This is a genomic window from Vibrio lentus, assembly GCF_030409755.1.
In the GTDB taxonomy this organism is placed as follows: Bacteria; Pseudomonadota; Gammaproteobacteria; order Enterobacterales; family Vibrionaceae; genus Vibrio; species Vibrio lentus.
Genome location: NZ_JAUFQE010000003.1, coordinates 184,938 through 204,796, shown reverse-complemented (window position 1 = coordinate 204,796; position 19,859 = coordinate 184,938). Strand labels below are relative to the sequence as shown.

Annotated in this window: 12 protein-coding genes and 2 pseudogenes; 3 read left to right on the top strand and 11 right to left on the bottom strand. The window is 41.5% G+C overall.

Annotated elements, in window-relative coordinates:
* Positions 1 to 11: 11 nt before the first annotated feature.
* From QWZ07_RS26160 to QWZ07_RS26145, 4 genes are all read right to left on the bottom strand, one after another.
* Positions 12 to 779 carry an ABC transporter ATP-binding protein gene (locus QWZ07_RS26160; RefSeq protein WP_192854040.1) on the bottom strand — a complete coding sequence of 256 codons (768 nt, stop codon included), beginning with the start codon at positions 777 to 779 and terminating at the stop codon, positions 12 to 14.
* The gene (locus QWZ07_RS26155) at positions 779 to 1,840 is read right to left on the bottom strand and encodes a FecCD family ABC transporter permease (protein WP_192854039.1); all 1,062 of its coding nucleotides are present in this window, start codon (positions 1,838 to 1,840) and stop codon (positions 779 to 781) included. Before QWZ07_RS26155 ends, QWZ07_RS26160 begins: the two co-directional genes overlap by 1 nt.
* Positions 1,833 to 2,954, bottom strand: coding sequence for an ABC transporter substrate-binding protein (locus QWZ07_RS26150; RefSeq protein WP_192854038.1), 1,122 nt, complete (start codon positions 2,952 to 2,954; stop codon positions 1,833 to 1,835). Before QWZ07_RS26150 ends, QWZ07_RS26155 begins: the two co-directional genes overlap by 8 nt.
* Positions 2,955 to 3,274: 320 nt before the next feature.
* Complete coding sequence (locus QWZ07_RS26145; RefSeq protein ID WP_192854037.1) at positions 3,275 to 3,868, bottom strand: winged helix-turn-helix domain-containing protein; 594 nt, start codon at positions 3,866 to 3,868, stop codon at positions 3,275 to 3,277.
* 753 nt (positions 3,869 to 4,621) lie between these two features.
* Here QWZ07_RS26145 and QWZ07_RS26140 point away from each other — a divergent pair.
* On the top strand, positions 4,622 to 8,929 hold the full coding sequence (locus QWZ07_RS26140; RefSeq protein WP_192854036.1) for a beta-prism lectin domain-containing protein: 4,308 nt from the start codon (positions 4,622 to 4,624) through the stop codon (positions 8,927 to 8,929).
* Between the two features lie 99 nt (positions 8,930 to 9,028).
* On the opposite strand, the gene QWZ07_RS26135 is transcribed toward QWZ07_RS26140, so the two are convergent.
* Both QWZ07_RS26135 and QWZ07_RS26130 read right to left on the bottom strand, forming a co-directional pair.
* Positions 9,029 to 10,207: a YbfB/YjiJ family MFS transporter gene (locus QWZ07_RS26135; RefSeq protein ID WP_192854035.1), complete on the bottom strand. Its 1,179-nt coding sequence runs from the start codon at positions 10,205 to 10,207 to the stop codon at positions 9,029 to 9,031.
* Between the two features lie 22 nt (positions 10,208 to 10,229).
* On the bottom strand, positions 10,230 to 12,026 hold the full coding sequence (locus QWZ07_RS26130) for an FAD/NAD(P)-binding protein (RefSeq protein WP_192854034.1): 1,797 nt from the start codon (positions 12,024 to 12,026) through the stop codon (positions 10,230 to 10,232).
* 498 nt (positions 12,027 to 12,524) lie between these two features.
* On the opposite strand from QWZ07_RS26130, the pseudogene QWZ07_RS26125 reads away from it, so the two are divergent.
* Positions 12,525 to 12,656 (top strand): annotated as a pseudogene (locus QWZ07_RS26125) (GNAT family N-acetyltransferase); the annotation flags it as partial.
* Positions 12,657 to 12,758: 102 nt separating this feature from the next.
* Here the strand turns inward: QWZ07_RS26125 and QWZ07_RS26120 are convergent.
* From QWZ07_RS26120 to QWZ07_RS26110, 3 genes are all read right to left on the bottom strand, one after another.
* Positions 12,759 to 13,769, bottom strand: coding sequence for an AbrB family transcriptional regulator (locus QWZ07_RS26120; protein ID WP_192854033.1), 1,011 nt, complete (start codon positions 13,767 to 13,769; stop codon positions 12,759 to 12,761).
* Between the two features lie 339 nt (positions 13,770 to 14,108).
* Positions 14,109 to 14,282 carry a hypothetical protein gene (locus tag QWZ07_RS26115; RefSeq protein WP_171750918.1) on the bottom strand — a complete coding sequence of 58 codons (174 nt, stop codon included), beginning with the start codon at positions 14,280 to 14,282 and terminating at the stop codon, positions 14,109 to 14,111.
* A gap of 564 nt (positions 14,283 to 14,846) precedes the next feature.
* Positions 14,847 to 17,405 carry a hypothetical protein gene (locus tag QWZ07_RS26110; protein ID WP_192854032.1) on the bottom strand — a complete coding sequence of 853 codons (2,559 nt, stop codon included), beginning with the start codon at positions 17,403 to 17,405 and terminating at the stop codon, positions 14,847 to 14,849.
* Between the two features lie 345 nt (positions 17,406 to 17,750).
* On the opposite strand from QWZ07_RS26110, the pseudogene QWZ07_RS26105 reads away from it, so the two are divergent.
* Positions 17,751 to 18,023 (top strand): annotated as a pseudogene (locus QWZ07_RS26105) (DDE-type integrase/transposase/recombinase); the annotation flags it as partial.
* A 68-nt stretch (positions 18,024 to 18,091) separates the two neighbouring features.
* Here the strand turns inward: QWZ07_RS26105 and QWZ07_RS26100 are convergent.
* Complete coding sequence (locus QWZ07_RS26100) at positions 18,092 to 19,024, bottom strand: helix-turn-helix domain-containing protein (protein ID WP_192854031.1); 933 nt, start codon at positions 19,022 to 19,024, stop codon at positions 18,092 to 18,094.
* A gap of 114 nt (positions 19,025 to 19,138) precedes the next feature.
* A complete protein-coding gene (locus QWZ07_RS26095) occupies positions 19,139 to 19,858 on the bottom strand; it encodes a 4'-phosphopantetheinyl transferase family protein (RefSeq protein ID WP_192854030.1) in 720 nt (239 codons plus the stop codon).
* Position 19,859: the final 1 nt, after the last annotated feature.

Genomic DNA, 19,859 nt, shown 5'->3' with positions numbered 1-19,859 from the left:
CAATTACGCTTTTAATCAGTGTCAAGGATCCGAATTGGGGTGACGTGAGTATGCCCATGTACGCAACAACCTACGTTCACCTGAACCTGATATATCTGGCTGAGCCTTTCAGAATCGAGCACGTCTTGTGGTTTACCACTGTGTTGTACGATGCCATCACTAAGCAAAAGAAGGTGGTCGCAGTACCGAGCTGCAAGAGAGAGATCATGCAGTACTGCAATGGTGATGATACCTCTTGCTCGTGTATATTGACGAACAAGGTCTAAAATTTGAACTTGATGCCTAAGATCTAGGGCACTTGTTGGTTCATCTAAAAGCAAGACGTCGGGCTCAGCAACCAGCGCTTGTGCCAAGGAAACTAGCTGTTGCTGACCGCCACTGAGTTGAGAAAACTGTCTTGGAGCGAGATTTATCAGACCTAAATAGATAAGGATGGATTCTGCTTTTTGTTCTTGTTCAAATGTGACATTCCAGCCCAGCTGATGCACAAAGCCAAGCAACACAAACTCAAAAACAGTTAATTGACAGGATGATTTGTTGAGCTGACACAGGTACGAGAAGGCGCTAGGTGCTAACTTTTTTCCGTCCCCTCCACTGGAATTAACCTTCCCATCAGAAGGAATAATGCCCATGACGGCCTTGAGTAAGGTCGTCTTTCCTGCACCGTTTGGGCCTAAAATAGCAGAAAATTCTCCGCCCCAAAAGTGCGCTTCTACCTTCTCCAAAACGAGTTTTCTTCCTACGGTGACGGCGAGATTTTCTATTGAAAGTGACTTCATTAGATAAACCTCCTGCTTATTAGAAAATAAAGAAGTATCGGGACACCTATTAAGGATGTGACGATACCAATTGGAATGATAGTGCCTGGTACGATCAACTTAGCAACAAGGGACGAGGTACATAAAAGCAACGCGCCCATTAATGCGGCCAAAGGTAAGTAGAAACGCTGATCTTCGCCGACTAATATTCTTGCGAGGTGAGGGGCTACTAAGCCAATAAAACCAATGGTTCCGACAAACGACACTGCGCCCGCAGTTAATAAGGAGCAAAGCAGAAACATCTGTAGCCTTAACTTGCTTGCCTTAATCCCCAAAGCCAGTGCGCGATCTTCGCCCGAAGTGAGGGCGGTAAGTGCCCACACTTTCGACAGCGCAAAGAATAAACTGAACATGAAAACGACTCCTGAAACAAAGAAGGACAACCAACTCGCTTTCAACAAACTGCCAAATAACCAAAAAACAATTTGTTGTAGCACCTCTGGTGACGCTAAATATTGGATTAATGACTGGAGAGCTTGGAAAAAGAACAGAACGACAATACCCGATAAAATGAGTACTTTGGCGTCCATATTTCGGCTCCTACCAATAAGGTAGATCGCTAGGCTCGCTAATCCAGACGTCAAAAACGCGGCAAACGGCACGCCTAACCAATGCAAACCAAACACTGAAAAACCGGTTAATAAAGCCATGGCAGCACCGAATCCAGCAGCGGCGGAGATGCCGAGGGTATAGGGGCTTGCTAGAGGGTTGGCTAGCAGGGTTTGCATCAGGCCGCCAGCGAGGCCGAGTGAGGCACCAACCATGATACAGGTGAGAGTGATGGGGAGCCGAAGTTGCCAGACGATGAGTGTTGATAAGTTGTCACCAGAGGGGCCACCAAGGAGAGCTTCAAGAACTTGCTCAACACCGAGCCACGATGATCCAGTACCAATATCAAACAAAGCGGAAAGGCTCATCGCCAGAAAGGTGACCAGCAAAATCTTACTCCGCTGCTTCTGCATTCGTTGATAAATACCGCCGCTGGAATTAAGGTTAGACGTCATTTTAATGCTTTTATTCATGGTTTACTTCCACCTGAATCATGAAAGTGCCTTTGAGCGCTTGCGGCATGTAGTTCTTAAAAAAATTTTGGTGTAATGTCTTAGGTTCAATGTCTTTAAATGCTTCTGGGTAAATCGACTTCGCTAGGTATAATAAGAAGACGTGATCGTAAATAGTACGAGTTCCTGAGTGGTACATACCGTAAACGTCACCATTTTGAACCGCACTGAGTTGTTTCCATCCAGGACGGTTTAGGTATGGGCGGTATCTAGCCTGCACTTCTTCCATTGTGCTGTCGAAGCCAAGCAGTGCGCTGTCGCTATGCTTAGCCCAGTGGGCTCCGGATATAAAGATTACCTCTGGATCTTGACTCAAAACATATTCGGGCGTTAGCTGAGCAGAACCTTCAAACATCCCACTGGCGATATTATCGGCACCCGCCATGTTCAAAAGGTTGCCCCACATTGTCGTTGAGTAAGATTTACCGTATTCACTCGGCCCACCTGTACCCGCTTCAACATACACACTGCGTACTTTTTTGTTTTCCAGATGTTTCATGACACGTTGTTTTACCAGGTTAATGGCGCTTTCGTATTCTGTTGCAATAGTCTCTGCGCGCTCTTCTGCGCCCATTACTTGACCTATAATACGTGCACTAGCAACGTGGTTTTCAAGCGTTTGAGCGTTGAAGTCCACAACTACAACTTTGATGCCACTCTTTTCAAGGATTTCAACTTTTTCATCAAGAGCCTCATATTGCCATGCCGCAATAAGCGCAACATCTGGCTTAGTTAATAAGAGCTTCTCGAAATCAAAAGTACCAGTGTAAAGAGAGCCTGAATCGATAATCGTTTCTAACTCTGGAATGATTTTTTTATATGTTGCCCATTGAGATTGACGGTAATCTTTCCAAGAATTTTTTGGGAAAATAGCTACTTTTTTGTACGCATCTGGTCCCACGATGGCCAGATAGTCTTCAAAATAAAACCCTAGGAAAATATTGCTTGCTGGTTTTTCCAAATCTATCTCCCTTCCGAGTACGTCCTTGACGTGAATCGAAGCAAAAGCCTTGGTAATACAGCTCAAAGCCAAAATTGCAATGCTGAGGTATTTCAAGTAATAACTACATTTCATTGAGATTATCTCTAACTATTAACATATAAATCACATTAATTGTTATGTTATAACGTTTTAAATTAATTATTAATAATTAATCCCAATGAAGTCGGAGAGGAAAAGCTTGAGAGTGAATGGCCATTTTCTTTGTAAGAGAGTAGGAATGTGCCTTAGTATATAAGGCGTCATTAACTATAAAATTTTTTACCTTGTTGTTAGAGAGTGATAAAGAGTTGTACGATTTAATTAATTACCTTAAATAAATCGTACACTAGAGCCTATGATTATATGTTGTATCCTTCTAGAATAATTATAAATGACGAGATATTATGGAACCATTATGGAACCGTCTGAGAGGCTTCGGTAAAAGCGACTTGTTTTTCAGAAGATGTTAAGATTAATTCTAGTTCATCTTTTTTAGTTAAACATATTTGACTAGATTGATTATTGACATTGACATTGACAATCTCAAATTCATGCCAGAAAGAGAAATAACTACCTATTATTATTATTGTAATTAAGATCGTTGAAGAAATACCCCAAAATGCGTATCTAGGGTAGTGATTTAATTTTATCTGTTTAGGGAAGTCTAGCGAAGATTCAGATTCAGGGATATTAAGTTTGTAACCTTTTCTTGGAATATTAACGATTTTGATATTATCAAGTTTTAATACTTTTCTTAGATTAGTAATCGCAACTGGTAAAGAGTTTGAACCAATGATATCCGGGCTCCCCCAAGCTGCAATGACCAACTCTTCTTTGGTAGATATGAGCTTATCATTCTTAATGAGAGTCTCAAGTATACAACTCTCAGGTGCTGTGATAGAAAATGATTTTTTATTACTAAGAATCAATTCTGCGCCTGATTCATTACGTTGTAATAAACAGTTTCCAATAGAGGTGTTTAAGTTTTCAAGTTTTGGTCGTATCATAACTTTACCATCTAATATTACATCATCATTGAAATTCGAAGTTAGTCCCCCCGTCTTTTTATGATGATTTCAAGTTATCAATAAGGAGATAAATGTAGATTATGATTTATTTGGCATAAGTGTAGGCTAAATAACCATAGATTCTAATGCTAAATAATTATACCCCAATTAGCTATTAGAGGTTTCTGAGTTGTTTTTTATTGATGGGTCAAGGGTATACCAAGACATTCTCGGGAAGAGAAAGAAGGAAAAAGGGCTAGGTTTCATCAGTTTTATCTCCTTTCTTAAAGTTACAATAACATTAAAATTAATACATATATAGAAACTAATCAAGAGACATCATTCTATTTTTAAGAAATAAATATAGAGTAATTGCTTTGTTTATAAGCACGATTTAATAAGGTTTTTATAAAAATCAGTGGAGAACCGGGACACAGGTGAAGTTCTACGATTACATCAGGAGTAAATGAAATTTCTAAAGGGGATTTTTATCAAGCGTGGAACCAACAATGCGCCTTCAAATCGAAATAGTCCGTCTCTCACCGAATACCGCTCAGAATGATAGATACCGCCTTATTTGGCGATATCTGGGTCGATATTAGGAATTCAATGATTTGAAGACGCTTACGAGAAAATTAAGATTTATGATAAAGAGACTTAATTATATATAAATTATGTCTCTTTATTTAGTTCGCTATCCTACTCTCATTCTCATCAGAGTTATGTTACTCGCCCTACTTTTTGGAGTGGCATATGGTTATTGAGCACAGATTCATCATAGGAACAAAGACGTTTCTTGGGCTGCTGGGGATATTTTTTGGGGTATTCAGCACTATTTCTTCAGCGTTTCAGCCTACGAACGAAAGGTTCTCTCACTATGAATTTGGCAGAACTGATGCCAAATACGCTGTCAATATTGAGATGAGTAAGCTCAATGAGTTGTCAATTCGTCACGGTGCAGCGATTGACGGATTTGTTTATACCTATGACTCTGAAGAAACAATCTATCGGATCGGTGGCGAGGGCGGCATCATTTCGTCTTTAGACACCGTTGGTTTAAATAAGATGGTCATATATAGCGGCAACTTTTATTGGGGAAGTGCTGAAAAGCCATCGATAGTAAAAATCGAATTTCACTATAACAACGGAGATAACATATCCTTTGGCAGATCTGATTCTGCGTCCAACATTGTCAAAAGTGAACACGAGATTCAACCGGATTTAATTAGTATATCACTCTGGTCTGATGGCTGGCTTCTTGAAGGTCTTAGATTCAATTACCCTCGGTTAGAAAGCGCTTCACCAAGTGGCGAATTTTCTGAAAATCTTCCTCAGTTAGATATCAAAAGAGCAGTCCTTCAGACTGGCAATGGTTTTCTCTATACTGTGATGCCGACGTCAAAACGGATTGGTTTATTGACCTACGACGGGACAACAACCATTGATGTGTCAACTCTCGATCTTGATTACGATCAGCTGACCATTCTTGAATGTGGGAGTCGAGACGATTTTGTTCCCCGAGCGGCGGTGCGCAACTATGAGAATGTTTTTGGTGTAACTGGCTATGAAAATATCGACTCTTATTGCCATCTGGCCAAAAACAAGGAGGTGAAGTGGTTTGACGGTGGGTCATTCGGGTTCGATTCGTGGTATTCGGACAATCTGAAAGGGGACGCCCAATGTTATTCTCTCGATGGGCAACGTTGTTTAACCCGGCTCGATTATACCCAACAGCATGAGATTACTAATCCTTTCATCTTGCAAGACATGGGAACTAATGCCAATCGGGTTGCGGGATATCTTAGCAATACCAATCAGTTAATTCTTAAATTCGATGGAAATCCTCAAGGGACAGGAACCTTCGCGAGCCTAGTGCTGCCCGAAGCCTTGGAACAGACTATGGTCTATCCCTTATCAAACATATCACCTTCTCATATACATGCTTTAGCATCTAACGGGGTAGCGCATTTCATCCCACCAGGGGCAAGTGTGGGTGAGACCTACACACATCGTTCACCTATCGAGCAAACTAAACGTGTCATTGTGGATGTGGTCAATACAGATTCACAAGTGACGGTCTATTTACCTAACGGGCAAGCCCATCAGCTTTCGACAGGCGAGAGAAAAACCTGGACCTACCTTGGGGGAGAGTGGTTTGAGGAAGGCCGCAATCTCAATGACTATCCGGACATTATCCGTCGTGCACGCCCTGTGACTTGCGGTCAGGCCTTAGCGCAAACCACGGGCCATAATGGCTCCGAGATGCCTGGACACTGGTGTGCCAAATTGGCCTCAGTAGAAAAAACGTTCAGTCACCAAACCGTGCAAGCCAATATTGATGCCACAATGATTAATATGGAGACTCTTTTCTCTCAGATGGAAGTCTATGAAACGAAAAAGGTTAACGACGATTTTAGACCTCGCATCTTGTCATTACAAAATCGTGTTAAAAAGAAACGAAGCCGCAAGAATAGCGATTGCAAGTTGGCGTGGCTTTTGCCGATGGCGATACTCTGCATCGTCTCTAACGAGCAGCTTGATGATTTACGAGATGCGCTCGACGATCTCAATAAGGAGTATGACGCGGAGCTTAAATCAACCAGGGACAACATTCAACTGGCCCGTGAGAGTCGTTGGCATAAACTGCATGAAACTTGGGCTGAAAATGATCCGACCCATTTTTCCGGGCTACTCAAGGAAGAAAGTCAGACCTTAGACGCCCTTAAAAATCTCAAAGCGGGCTACGAGAAAAGTGCGCAACAAGCCAAAGCTGATTACCAGACGGCGATGCAGAAGTACCTCACGGACGCCAGCCCGGAGCATATTCTGTTAGAAACGGTTGAACATCTTCCGCTGGTTGGTCCGGAAATCAAACATATCGTAGATTATGCTCGGCACCCTACCGGTAAAAATCTCAGACGGATGTTATTGGGCTTAGCTGGACCGGTGGGAGAAGCCGTCGAGGGTGTGGTCGAGCTCGTCACTGAACCAGGGGCGTTAAACCAGAAAGAAATAAAGTTTTTGACCGATGTTCTGACTGATTTGGGCAACGATTCGACGATTGGTCAAGGCTTACAAGATGTCGTCTCCGATGCAATTAATGATTTAGGCGATGAGGTGATTGAGAGCATTCGTCAAGCAGGTCTATGGCGAGATAACCCAGGAGAAAGGAATCTTATCCAGTCTGACTATCAAAATTTTGTTGATTGGCGTTCCCAAGCCGAACGTATCGACTATGACTTCTGGCAGGGCGCCAGTGATCAGGAAATTAATGTCCAGCAAAATTTTACTCCTGAGAACCGTAACTTCACCTCGTTCTTAGCCACCCCGTCGCGCTTTGACCACGGCTCTCTGACTGAGATTAAGTATGCAAGTGGAGGCAGTATCTTCGCCACAAAATTAGCGACTATTTTTAATCACTCCTTTGGAAAAGGATACGAAGAAGTGGCTAAATCCAATCCGCTTTATGCGTCATGGACACGCGAGCAGGTTACCAATGAACTGTATAAAGTGCTTGCCGACCCTGCGTACCACCAACAGCGTCAACCTTATTGGGTCGACTCTGCAGCCATAGGGAAGCGTCCTGCGGGTCTGGTATTTACCAAGCAACACGCGATGATCGTTATAAACTCCGATCTAGTGTCACGTGATAGTGAAGATTTTTATAAATTCTATTTTGAAGAATTAGGTCATCTAGTTAATTGGTGGCGATGTAAAATTTTTGATGTCAATGTCAGTCAATGCGATTCAATGGGAGATGCTGGTGCCCGTTTCAGGGATGCGGTTCTAATTGACCCAGCGCTCCATACAGTTTCGCTACCCTCTTTACTGGCCGAGTTACCTCAGCATCCGAATGTCGATAAACAGACAATGCAATTTGCTGACAATAGCTTTGCGACGCTGGAGGGCTGGCCGGACTACTACACCGTCAATGATCACATTGGTGGTGGTGGCAAATTTTCCTGGCTATTGCGCTTAGGGCTGGATGTGACGAGTCAGGAGCTCAGGGGGTTGGTTGATGTGTTTGAGCTGGAAGTGGTTATCAATGCCCCAAGCCCAGCGCTGAAAGGTAATCCGTGGAAAAAATCGGCTAACGGCTACTGTCAAACCGATACAGACACGGACTGTAATATGCCGACGATGTGGATGTCGATTGCTTTCAGAGATGCATTAAAGGTGGTCAGCGGGAGTATGCCACAGTTTAAAGACGCGAAGGCATCACAAGCTGGCTTTGATCTTCTGCCAATGCTGGTGAGAAAGCATGGTGGTAAGCTGCCATTTCAGCTCACGTCGGTCAACAGTACCGACTGGCGCTACATGGGCTCACACGATATCTATTACAAAAAATTTACTGGCAGCTTGGTAGCAAGACTGAATTTGTGGAAAACGCAAAAATTGATGAGAGGTAAGACGGCGGGCACTACTTTCAAACCGGAGATATCATTAAAAGCGGCACCCGCCTCTGGGAGTTATGTGGTTGAAATTGCGACCAAGGATAAGGACGATTTTGCGGCTTGGTTGGCCGGTGATATCGTATCTGCAGTGGCAGGATGCGCTGTAGGTTTTGCGGTGGGAGTGATAGCCGAAACAGACCCAGTGGCGCTGTGTCATGTTATGTCTGATATCACCGAAGCGGTAGAGACGGCTTTTCAGGGATTGGACAAGCGCCCGACCATGTTCTTCGAAGCCGACGGCAATATCAACTTACCGGTATCGCTCGAATATCGATACGCGACAAGCGGTGATAAGATCCGCAGGAGAACCGCGACAGAGGCTCCTTCAGGGCGAGTCCAATACAGCGAAGATGGGCGAGCCCACTACTTGGTGGGAGAGGCACCCGGTTCTATTCCAGAGGAAGACATCAGTCACAATCGGGTCAGTATTACCACCAATCCACAGGCTTCTTCTTTTCGAACCAAAGCTGGGAAAGCTTTCTCTAAACTGGGAGCCAAGTCGATTAACCCAGTTGGGGTTTTTCGATTTAGGGTTGGCTTTGATTATGCTGAAAAGGTGATACAGAAAGGAGCGTACGCTTTGCCGTCTGCCGTGATAGAAGACTGAGAGCGATAAAAGTTATTACGTCTGACGTATACCAAGGTCGTCCAACTCTAGAGGGAAATGGGGGAGAGTTTCATGAGCAACAACTCGTTTGAGCAATGTTTATGTTTGCTGTTTGGTTGATGTAAATGCAAGGCAGACTATCGATAAAATGAGTGCACTCGCACTGATTATAAATAGGACGTTATAGCTGGTGAGTTGTGGGGCGTAATGAGCCATCACAACGGCACCTACGCCTTGCGATATAGCAAAAGCCATTGTCATTGCCCCCCAAGATTTAGTATGGAGCTTTGTCCCAACAATTTCTAAGGTGTAAGTTGAGACGAGTGTTACGGTGCCAGGGGTAAACAGACCAACGAGTATAGATGAAGCAAAAAGTGCAATCTTATTTGTACTTAACAAGGGGAGTGCTACCCCTATCGCTTTAAACGAAAATGCAACCAATAGTGCTTTTTTAAGTCCGAACTTATCACCTAATGTACCGGTAATTATTGGTCCAACACCAGCACCGATGCCAAAAATTGCCCAGTAAAAGCCACCACTCGTCAAACTCATTCCTAGCTCTCGAACAATATAGTCGACCCAAAAGAGAGAATGAGGTAAATAACCAATGGCGTTAAAGGCATAAGCTAAAAGTACGCAGCTAATACTGATACGCTCATACTTAGATAAGGCATTAAACGTTGAGGGGCTTTTAGCGCAGTGATTTGGTTTAACCTCGAGAGACCATGTGTTCCATGTTAAGACAGTGGCGAGGAAAGCGATCGTTCCCATACCTAACCAGGCGCTTTCGACACTTTGAGAGATAAGTAGAGGTATGAACGTTCCTGAAATCATCGCACCAAGACCAATCCCTGAAAATACTATGCCACTGATTCTTGCTTTCATCTCTTGGGGGTGAAGGCTAACAATCATTGGTGGGACTAGCACCATAAGAACGGATCCCGATACTCCAGCGATGGTTCTCAATGTCAAAAACCATTCAAAGGGAGCAGATTTCAAAGTACAACCAAGGTAGCTAAAGCTACTTAATAACAGAGAGGCACGTATGAGTGTGCCTATTGAATAATATTTCTGTAAAAAACTTGAAGCAGGAGCCCCTAAGATATAACCAATGAGTGTTGCAGCGCCAAGAATGGAGGTATCTTCGCTTGAGAACCAATTGCTCTGAATGAGCACAGGCATTAAGGCTATGTAGGCAAAGCGGCCAATGCCATTTCCGACTAATATTGCAACTAGCCCTGCGAAAGAGGTGCGGTTTAATAGTTTAACTTGTGACATCTTGTTCATCTTAAGCCTAGGCCTAAGACAACTGTTTAAAGAGAGCCCGGACCGACCTACCTGCGTCGACAATCGCCGTAGAGTTAACTCCAGGTCTAGGTATGATAAAGGTGTAAAATTTATTGCCTTCTGTCGGAATGCCTAGCGCCCAAATGTTATTTTGCTCGATTCCGTTTGCATCGAGCACATTCATGTTTGGTGTTACATCAATACCACCGGGATGATAATTTCCATTGAAGTAAAGCCTTGTATATTGTTTAGCTAAAAGGTTTTTCCAGAGCTCAGTCCCATCGTCTCCCGGGCTGTGTATAGGGATCTTTGCATGAATTTTTATGTTGGCTTGTTCTTGTAGTTCAGGCCACACCGTTGATTTGAGAGTGATCAAGTTTGTATTCGAACAATGCCTTACGTCTGGCGAAGGGCCAAGATTTAACTTGAGTACACCACTTTTAAGCAAAGCGACCATCTCTTCTATTCTTTCTTTTGGTGGACCTACGGCGAGCCGGTTCATCAAAGGAATAAACACAGAATCAACCCAACGATGTGATTCTTCCGTCAGGCCTTTAAAGTCGATAACACTTCGAATGAGATCTCTTAAGTCACGTAATACGTCGCTAGCCGATTTTATTGGGCTACTGAGGTTCCCTTTTTTAGCTTCTTTAATATCGGCTTCAAGGAAACCTATCAGCCAAGCAATATAGACGTCTGGAGAGGCAAGCGCGTAGCTTGGGACTGGTGCGGCAAGTTTCTCCCAACTAAACCTATCTTCAATCGAAATGGTTTTAGCAACGAGCACTTTCTGTTCATGCAGTCGTGAGTATAGAAACTGGTTACAGAATTTTTGGGCCGCAATAAGCCCTTTCTTTTGGCTTAGGTAGCTTTCGTAGTACGCATACTCCATGTCTTTTATAAGCAAAGGCAGTATGTCTTTTATAAAACTGACGTCCCCTCGCTCTCTAAAGTTGGCGACCTTCTCAGGAGTTAGAAACTTAGCATGGTACTGCTTAGATGTTCCTTTTTGGTTTTCCGCTCTTCCGGACAAAGGCAGACCAGAGCGTGAATAGGCGATGATTTTGGGCTCATTTCCAGAAGGTAAATATTGAAGGCAACCTTTTTGAGGGCGGATGAATTCTCCGCCACGCCCAATCGACAACTCTGCCAGAATGTCACAAGCCGTTAATCCGAGCCCTTGGAGAGCGACCGTTTGATTTGAAGTGATATTTTTTAGTTTTTCTTTTAATGGGTATGGATTAAAAATTTCTTGGGCAGTATCAGGGTTTATATATTTGGCTTTCGTGTGCCCTGTAGTTAAGTAGAGATATTCAACATTGGTGATAATGCTTCGGTCATCAAGTAAATTCCAAGAATGATCATCTAACTTAGTGATATCAATAACTTCAGAAGGTACATAGTCGATCGTGATATGTGAAAAGGACATATCAACAAGGTAGTGAAATACCCAATTCAGATACTCACCAAAAAGAGCACGAGAATAGTATTCGTTCGGCAATATTGTTTTAGGACTTAGCTCATCTTTGGGTCTTTCGCACAACCATTGATAAAAATTAGGCCCTGAAATTATATTTTTAGCTTCACTCACACTCTCATCAGCGAACATAGTGATTTGAGAGCTGACTGTATTTACGAGTAAATGATTCGGTTGTTTGACATTATGACACCCAGAGCCTGGAAGGTTTGGGTCAAATACTTTTATATCTAATGGTTGATGGGGGCGATCTATTGAGAGGGCTATTATACGCTCTAAAACGCTTAGTCCTCGAGGGCCAATACCAATGATGCCAATCGTATTATTTTTCATAAGGAGCCTTGTTGATTAAAGATGTCACGGTGAGCCTGATTTAAACCTCGGATAATTTCGAGCAAATGGCCCATTTTCATCAGCGTCGGGGTCATATTCTAACCCATCAAATCTTTAGGCTAACAGTGTAAGAATAGAAACACATCGAAGTAATAATAATTTATGCCCCTTGCTCTTGAGTTTCTCTCAAAATTATTCGGTCGGTAGTGATCAATTCAACGAAGTTGCACTTAATCTGAACAAAAATTTAGACATAAAACCTCTCGGAGGCTTCTTTCGTTATTAATACCTTCGAGGCTCCTAACTGACATAAATGGCATGGTACCGATGAGGAGGTTGAATGGCTTAGATATGAAGGGGATTTTTTGGAACAACATAAGTGCACCAAACTTTATGACTAGGGTTTTGGTGAGTCACACTTGGAGTTCTGTAAATAAGTGTGAGTTACGACACCAAAGTTAAAATACCAAAGGTGGCGAGTAAACCAAGGGAAGCAACTCTTGGTTAAGGCTTCATGAACACACGAATTATGGTGTTGCTGTTGAACAGGTCGATGAGCTTTATATAAAACCAATGAGTGCAAAGGAATGGGGAAGTGGTCATATTGATTGGCTTGGCTATATGAATTGACCCCAAAGGCTCGCATGCGTTTACAGAGTTCAGGTTACTTGGGCTAACCTAGGAGAATAGCGTTAATATTAACCGAGGTTTTTTAATGAAACTAAGCCAATGTCACCTTTCATAATTGCTTCGTAAATGTTTATAAACATTGGAGCAGAGAGGAATAGAATGAAAGATTATCATGCGAATGATATGACTAAGCATAATTAGTGCAGGCTCTAGCCCAAGATAAATAGCAGCAACAGTCATCGACTCAACACTGCCTGGAACCCATGACATCAAGAGTACTAGGAACTCCTTATCAATTAGCTTACTGAATATATAAGCAAAACTAACCGTTACTGTAAGACTTAACGTTGTAGCAATGATCCCTGCTCGCGCATAAGAGAAGACATCTGCACCAGTTATATCTTTTAGACGGATCCCTATCAATGCCCCTAGAGCGGATGTCGCAATAAATACAAGTTCTGTCGGAACAAGAAAATTGTATGACGGTAACCCTGCGTTTACAAACATAGTTGCTAACATTCCAGTTACCATATACGGTGCAGGAGTCCCAATTTTATCGAAAAGTAAACCTGAAAAGTAGGCGAGGAAAAGTGGGAGAAGTATACAAAGATTGTCTAATGAAATAGCAGGTCCAGGAACTGGTGATTTGTCCGTTGAGACAAGAAGAGCGGAAGCAATGATTAAGAATATGAGTCGAACTGTGTGAGTGAAAACTACTTTACTAGAAGGCGAATTGTGCTTTTCATTAATGACAAGAACCGCGGCCATTGCTCCCGGAACCGACCCAAGTAGGCTTTCATATTTTGACCATTTCTCTCGCTTATAAAGCCAGATATAGGAGGTGAGAACTTGTGCTGACATACAAAGGACGAGTCCTACAAAAAGTAACATCGGATAACCCTTGGAAAGAGTTTGTACAGGGACGATTGAGCCCACTGTGGTCCCAAGGATTAACTGGACACCAGTCAATGTGCTTTTGGGAAGAGTTAGAGTAAACCCTGCTTTTGACGTTAATAAAAGAGCAATTAGAGCACCGAACATTGCACCTAGTGGTATCCCGAAATATGTAAATAATAGCGAGCCAACCAAAGCTATGAATGAGGCTAGATACATGTTTTGGTTTCCCTCTTGTTCAGCTTGAAAGATGGTAATAAAGCGGAAATTTGGTTATTAATCACATCTATGTTATTGACCATTGTCTAATAGCTGAGCAAAGTTACCGGAAAGGTAAGATGCCTCCTTGCCTGGGGTAGGAACCTGATGATGGAGCCAGTTCTGCCGCTTGCAGAACTGGAGCTATGATAATAGACAGCTCTACAATCCTGAAGGCTTATTTGCTTGGAATTAATTTTGTGCTAGCAGTCTAATTGCATCTAAAAATTAGTGCGTATGTAGTCAACCAAACTTTGCGACATAACCAGTAAGCAAGAGGACGAAGATACATTAATTATGTTAGCGGTACTTATCATATACCCCAATATCTTTTTTTAAATGGTCAGAAAGGTATCTCACATCGAGAGATGCATTTTTATTTTTTCTACTTTTTAACTTAATCCGAAGATAGCGTAATAGAGTCTCTAAACCTCGTTTTTTTTGAATTGTTTTTTCTAGTTTTTTATTTATCATAGCAACGTACTCTTTTTTATAAGAAAAACCATGATTTCAACGGCTAAAGTTAATTGAATGGAAATGTATTTAAATCTAGTTAATTGTTCTCCTTAGAAAGGGGATTTTAGTTAAATTTAAAATCATTAAATAAAATAACGAATATAAAGGCTATTTGGTAATAATTTAAATTTAATTTATTTTCATTAAGGGTTTATGATGGGATTTAGAGTTAGATACTGTCTGCGAAATGCCCCCAGTCTCTAAATGATATTTATTTTATGGGATTGCTTGATGTGATGGTGCGTTCTAGAATCTTGTCAGTACTTGGAGTATTAATGTAGATACAGCGTGTGGTCAAATTTACACCACAACCCCTTCCAATAGAGGGGTAGGTTTTATCTAATGGTTATCTGTAAGAATATAAAATGTTATTGAATCATCAGCGAAAAATAGATAAGTGCGATGTAATAGGGTGGAGGCTATTTATAGTGTAAATTTTTAATCGTTAATCTTGATGTTTGAGGTGATTTTTTAGAAAAGAATGCCGCTCCAGACGACATTCTTAGTCTATTTTTTTGTTAATCAATGGATAATCAGTGAGCGGGACTGGTAAAATAATAAGTTTCCTGATGGATCGATAATCTCGAAGTCATATTGAATAGGTTGTTCCAGTTCGGCCATTAGATTATCACTGATACCAAAGCCATTTCGATAAGCTGAGCCTATCACATTGATTACATTTAATTTAGTATCTACTGGTAAAATATTCCCCCCTGATTTCGAGAAAATATTACCATACATTGTAGACATGTATTGATAAGACCTTAAAAAAGAGGTGGTTCGATTGAATTTAATTTCATAGTCTGTCCCGTCTTTTCTTTTAAATGCCAAGCGACCAGTTGAGCCTACGGGTATTGACGTATCTAAGTGTGGACCTTGAATGACACGTATTTTCATCGTGTCGACGACGTTAAAAAGGACGCTTGCAAACTCTTGCCTGTATGTATTATCTAACAAATCAAATCGATATTGACCCTCCGACCCATTATTGTTTATGTACAACCGATTACCGCTTAATATGATGGCATCATTCTCAGTGTTTCTATCGGCCTTAAGGCGAATGTGAGAAGTAATATCTGTATTTTCACCTTCTTCATTTATAGCACTTACCATTATTGGACTCCCCAATTTTAGGTAAGGTATATCTTCGAAAGATAGCTGTTGACCATCTAATTCAATATTTTTGGCAAGAGTCATTGAATGATGATTTTGATTATATATGTGAGTATCTGATGTTTTGATGTTGTTGTAATCAATCTCAAGATCATAGGTGATTAGTTCTTCTGCTTGAAATTCGAGAGTTAGGAGAGATGGTTGGAAGTTTCCTAAAAACGTTAGGTTCCCCCATGAATCTACTATTAGGTCTTCAGAACCTGAAACTGTGTACGGTCCTATAAGCCAATTTTTGCTATAATGATTGAAAATGTCGTTCAGAAATGGAGAGACATTAACCTGAACTGGTTGTTGGTTAAACTTATCATACGATATCCTATAAACACCATTTGTTTCGATGTGCTTTAATGAAGGTGCGCCAGAGCGGTTTATTATCTCATTGCTCCCCATACTGCTTATCGCCACAAAATCTATAGCTTGGATTGGGTTGATATAATCTCTTTCACGGCAGTCAAACGTGAACAATGATTCATGCGTTTGGTTTCCTGGCACTCCATAAATTTTGTCATCAAAAAGAACCATTGCCCGTGGTTCAGAGAAACTCAAATTACAGGTTGACCAGGCTTTTTTTCCTTTACTTCCGGGGACTTTTTCACCGTTGGAGTTAATGAATTCAACTTCTAGGTTACGGTTAGTGACATTAACGTCATTCAATAATAAACGGACGGGCAAGCCTTTATCCCTTCTCGTGTAGAGGCTATCTGCTACATTAAGGTTTAAACGTAGATCTGTGTTATCTACCTTCACTTTGTAATAATCGGGCTGATGGGGTAGGTACGAAGAAAGCTTACTCCCGTTAATCGAGAGAGAGACTAAGGCGTTTTCAGACATAATAAGAAAACCGTCTTCAATCCTCCCAGCCCCGTCAGGGCTTACCTCGATTTCGACTAAGGATGTGACATCTACTCCGTTGCTTGTGATAAGTAGACGATATGGAACATCGATATGTGCTTGTAATACTTCTGGTAAAGATGGCAGGTTGACAGTGGTTTCGAACATTGTCACAAAATCGCCCAACGTTACAATTTCATAATTTAAACTCGCCGCCTCGACTATATTGGGGTGTTTAACTAAGATCTCATGACGTCCTATGTTCCTTGGATTTGACAGAAAATCGTGGAGTTCTGCCAGAGATAGTTTTTGTCCTTCAATTACATAAGTTAACAACTCCGCTCTAACAGGGTGAACCTTCCCGTCCGCGTTAATATACGAAACCAAAGGGGCGACTTCTGCCCCGACAGGCAAGAAACGCTTTTGAGGATCAGTAATTAGCTTGCTTCCACTTAACTGTTTTTGTTGTATTTTAAAATATTTCGCGTATTCCCGACCGTTCACTTGGATTTGTATTAAAAGTTCCTCTTCTTTGTCTTGAAGATTTTCCTCGGTAGGAGTAAGGAAGATATTACCGAGGGCATCTTGTTGGACGAGCTTCCCCATCGGAGTCTTTAATTTCACATCGTTTTGCTTTAATGGGAAGCGGCTAGACATTCCTAAGGCGTAGTGATGACCTACGGTAAGGGGTACATCTTCAGTCAGCACAAGTCCCGAGTATAAATCGATGAAAGCTATGTTTAAAAATTTTGTCCCTAAGTCATTTGAATCAATTTTTAAGTGATATAAATCACCATTCCGTTTATTTTTTAGCTGCGCTTGACCATTTTTGAGCGCTACGATCTTTTTATCCTTGGTCAGTTTTACGAACTCTTTCCCTGACATGACCTCAAACTCTGGGTTCATTGCAGCAGGTATTTGAGGTTCGCTCTCCACGATTTCTGAGAAACCAACCATTTCATTTGGTGAGAGGAGTAATTCACCGGCAAATATCTTCTGCACCTCAGAGCCCGCTTTTTCTTTACAACCAAGAAGAAGCAGAAGTGAAAGACTAACAAGGGGTAATCTAATTTTCATTACGTCAACCTAAATAATAAATAAAATACTTAATTTTAATTGGTCGTCCTTTAAAAAAGTTAGCGAGATATAATAGCTAAGAAAACCCTAGCTCTTTAGAAGGGGACTTCGGTTTGCCAAAACATGTTCGTTTTTAATGTTATATAATTATAGAAAAATTAAATAGCGTAGGTAAAAGGTGGGGAAAATGAAATTTATTGATAATTAATTTTCATTTTTGGGTTTTTATATTGGATACAGTACGTTAATGGCCATGTTTTGAGGGGTGAGTGATACTTTATTAAATAATGTAATTTTCTAATTAATATATTATTTATATCTAAAATAATATTAAACGGGGCTCCTTCGTGGCGAATGGACGAGACGTACATTAACGTCAAAGGTCAGTGGAAATATTACTATCGAGCGGTTGATAAGTACGGCCATGTCATTGATTTTTTACTCTGTAATCGCCGTGATGAGAAAGCGGCTCGCGCCTTCTTTACCAAGGCAATCGGCTATAATGGATTACCAGAAAAAGTGGTTATCGATAAGAGTGGTGCCAACGCGTTAGCGCTGCATAACATCAATGTTCAACTCTGGCTGACAGGGAAGATGCTTAACCTGATTGAAGTGCTTCGACGGCCTTTGAACGATTCTACGCACTCGCAGTATAATTGTATCTGTAGGATGGGGCTGTCACGCCTCTAACTAGATTTGCGACAGAACCAAACCTTATTATCTTCCACACTGGCTATAAGTTCTCGCCGTGCATCCTTAGGCAAAATATTGAACTGTTTTTTGAATGCAGCACTGAAGTGACTAACATTGCTGTAGCCAAGTATCATCGCGGTTTCTGTTACGTTGTATTGTCGTAGAAGGTCGAGCGCTTTCTTCATTCTTTTTTTTTGAAAATATGCATAAATACTGCAGTTATAGAGAATTTTAAAGCCTCTTTTCAGTTTGCACTGATTAAGCCCAACCACCGCGGCAATTTCGGATATTGTTGGTGGTTCACTCAAGTCTTTCAGTAAGTAGCGTTTTGCGGCTTCTAATCGATGTTTTTCCCTAGCACTGATATTGCATTTGCATGATTGCTCGCTGCTGTCTTCAAGACTCCAATGGATGTAATTAAGTACCGCAGCATGAAGCAATATTTTGCGTTGGGGAGATTCATTCATCAAGGTTGCTAAGTTCAAAGCCGCTGATACCGCTTTTGGGCTTTTACCTACATTCTTGACAAAAAATGAAACATCACTGTACCAAGGTTCTTTCAGTAGTTCTTCGCCAGCGATTTCAATCAGCAATCTAGGTGTAATCATGACCGCGAGATTACAAAATTCGGTTAAGCGGGGCATGTAAAATTCCTCCCCATCAGAAAAACCGATATTCACTTCTCCTTCACGGAGATGAATATTAATATTTCGAATTTTCGCTTCAAATTCCCCCTGTAATAGGCAATTTAAGTGAATATACTCATTGTCCCCAGGAAATGAGCAAGGTTTTAGGTTCGCTTCGGAACGAGATATACATACCGAGAGCCCAGGTTGAATTTGAACATAATCAACGCGCTCTTGAGCATTAACACTATCATTGTCTAACTCTTCCTTTCCCTTAGGGAGATAGGATTCAGCACACATTTCAATCCTTATTTTTGAGCAAGGGCTACTATCAGGTAAACACCTTTAGTTGATCAATCAAAGCCAACTTAGTCATCAATGATATACTACAGTTATTTGTATGAATAATCATTCTCATTTGTGTGTTTGGTATGGGTTTACTCCTTCCTTGAATTTCTCTCTTTCCTGATGGAGAAAGGTTAGGATTGTTTGGTCTGAATAGGCCTGATAGTGCACTAAAAACGTTTGACCGAATGTCAGCGAATCGTCAAAAGAGAAATTCAAGGAAAGAGACATCATTTGCTTCTTTACCTCCAAACCTGACACCTTTACAGCATCAAAACCAACAACCTGTTTGATTCTCGGGAAGAGTGCTTTGTAGAGTGCCTCTTTTGCTGAGAACACGACAGTAAGAAACGTCTCCCTGCTGCTAAACCCTTTGCTGAATTTCGACTCCTTTTCACAGACAACGCAATGCCAGATCTGATCGCATATCTCGGGTGAGATCAATGGTTCAATATCTACCCCTAAATATGTCACATCTGAACGATGCGCAGCCACTGCGACGGCGATACCTTGGCAGTGAGAAATTGATCCTATGGTATTAGCAGGCCAAACCGGCTCACGGTTTGGTCCAACAGGGATGTCTATTGGTATTGAAATCCCAAGGCTTTGTAGGGCTTCAAAAGCGCAATAACGACCTGCAGCAAATTCACACTTGCGTTTTAGTACCGCCTCACTAACCATCTGAGGCGGTAAACGTATCCCAATTGAAGACATGCGATATAAGTATTCGTTGTTATAAGAGATATTGGTTGAAACAAAGACAACCTTGCTTGTTAAAGATTTCCTCATG

Bases quoted from the DNA above. Each gene is read 5' to 3' on its own strand.
- QWZ07_RS26160 (WP_192854040.1), bottom strand. From the start codon at position 779: ATGAAGTCACTTTCAATAGAAAATCTCGCCGTCACCGTAGGAAGAAAA.
- QWZ07_RS26155 (WP_192854039.1), bottom strand. From the start codon at position 1,840: ATGAATAAAAGCATTAAAATGACGTCTAACCTTAATTCCAGCGGCGGT.
- QWZ07_RS26150 (WP_192854038.1), bottom strand. From the start codon at position 2,954: ATGAAATGTAGTTATTACTTGAAATACCTCAGCATTGCAATTTTGGCT.
- QWZ07_RS26145 (WP_192854037.1), bottom strand. From the start codon at position 3,868: ATGATACGACCAAAACTTGAAAACTTAAACACCTCTATTGGAAACTGT.
- QWZ07_RS26140 (WP_192854036.1), top strand. From the start codon at position 4,622: ATGGTTATTGAGCACAGATTCATCATAGGAACAAAGACGTTTCTTGGG.
- QWZ07_RS26135 (WP_192854035.1), bottom strand. From the start codon at position 10,207: ATGTCACAAGTTAAACTATTAAACCGCACCTCTTTCGCAGGGCTAGTT.
- QWZ07_RS26130 (WP_192854034.1), bottom strand. From the start codon at position 12,026: ATGAAAAATAATACGATTGGCATCATTGGTATTGGCCCTCGAGGACTA.
- QWZ07_RS26120 (WP_192854033.1), bottom strand. From the start codon at position 13,769: ATGTATCTAGCCTCATTCATAGCTTTGGTTGGCTCGCTATTATTTACA.
- QWZ07_RS26115 (WP_171750918.1), bottom strand. From the start codon at position 14,282: ATGATAAATAAAAAACTAGAAAAAACAATTCAAAAAAAACGAGGTTTA.
- QWZ07_RS26110 (WP_192854032.1), bottom strand. From the start codon at position 17,405: ATGAAAATTAGATTACCCCTTGTTAGTCTTTCACTTCTGCTTCTTCTT.
- QWZ07_RS26100 (WP_192854031.1), bottom strand. From the start codon at position 19,024: ATGTGTGCTGAATCCTATCTCCCTAAGGGAAAGGAAGAGTTAGACAAT.
- QWZ07_RS26095 (WP_192854030.1), bottom strand. From the start codon at position 19,858: ATGAGGAAATCTTTAACAAGCAAGGTTGTCTTTGTTTCAACCAATATC.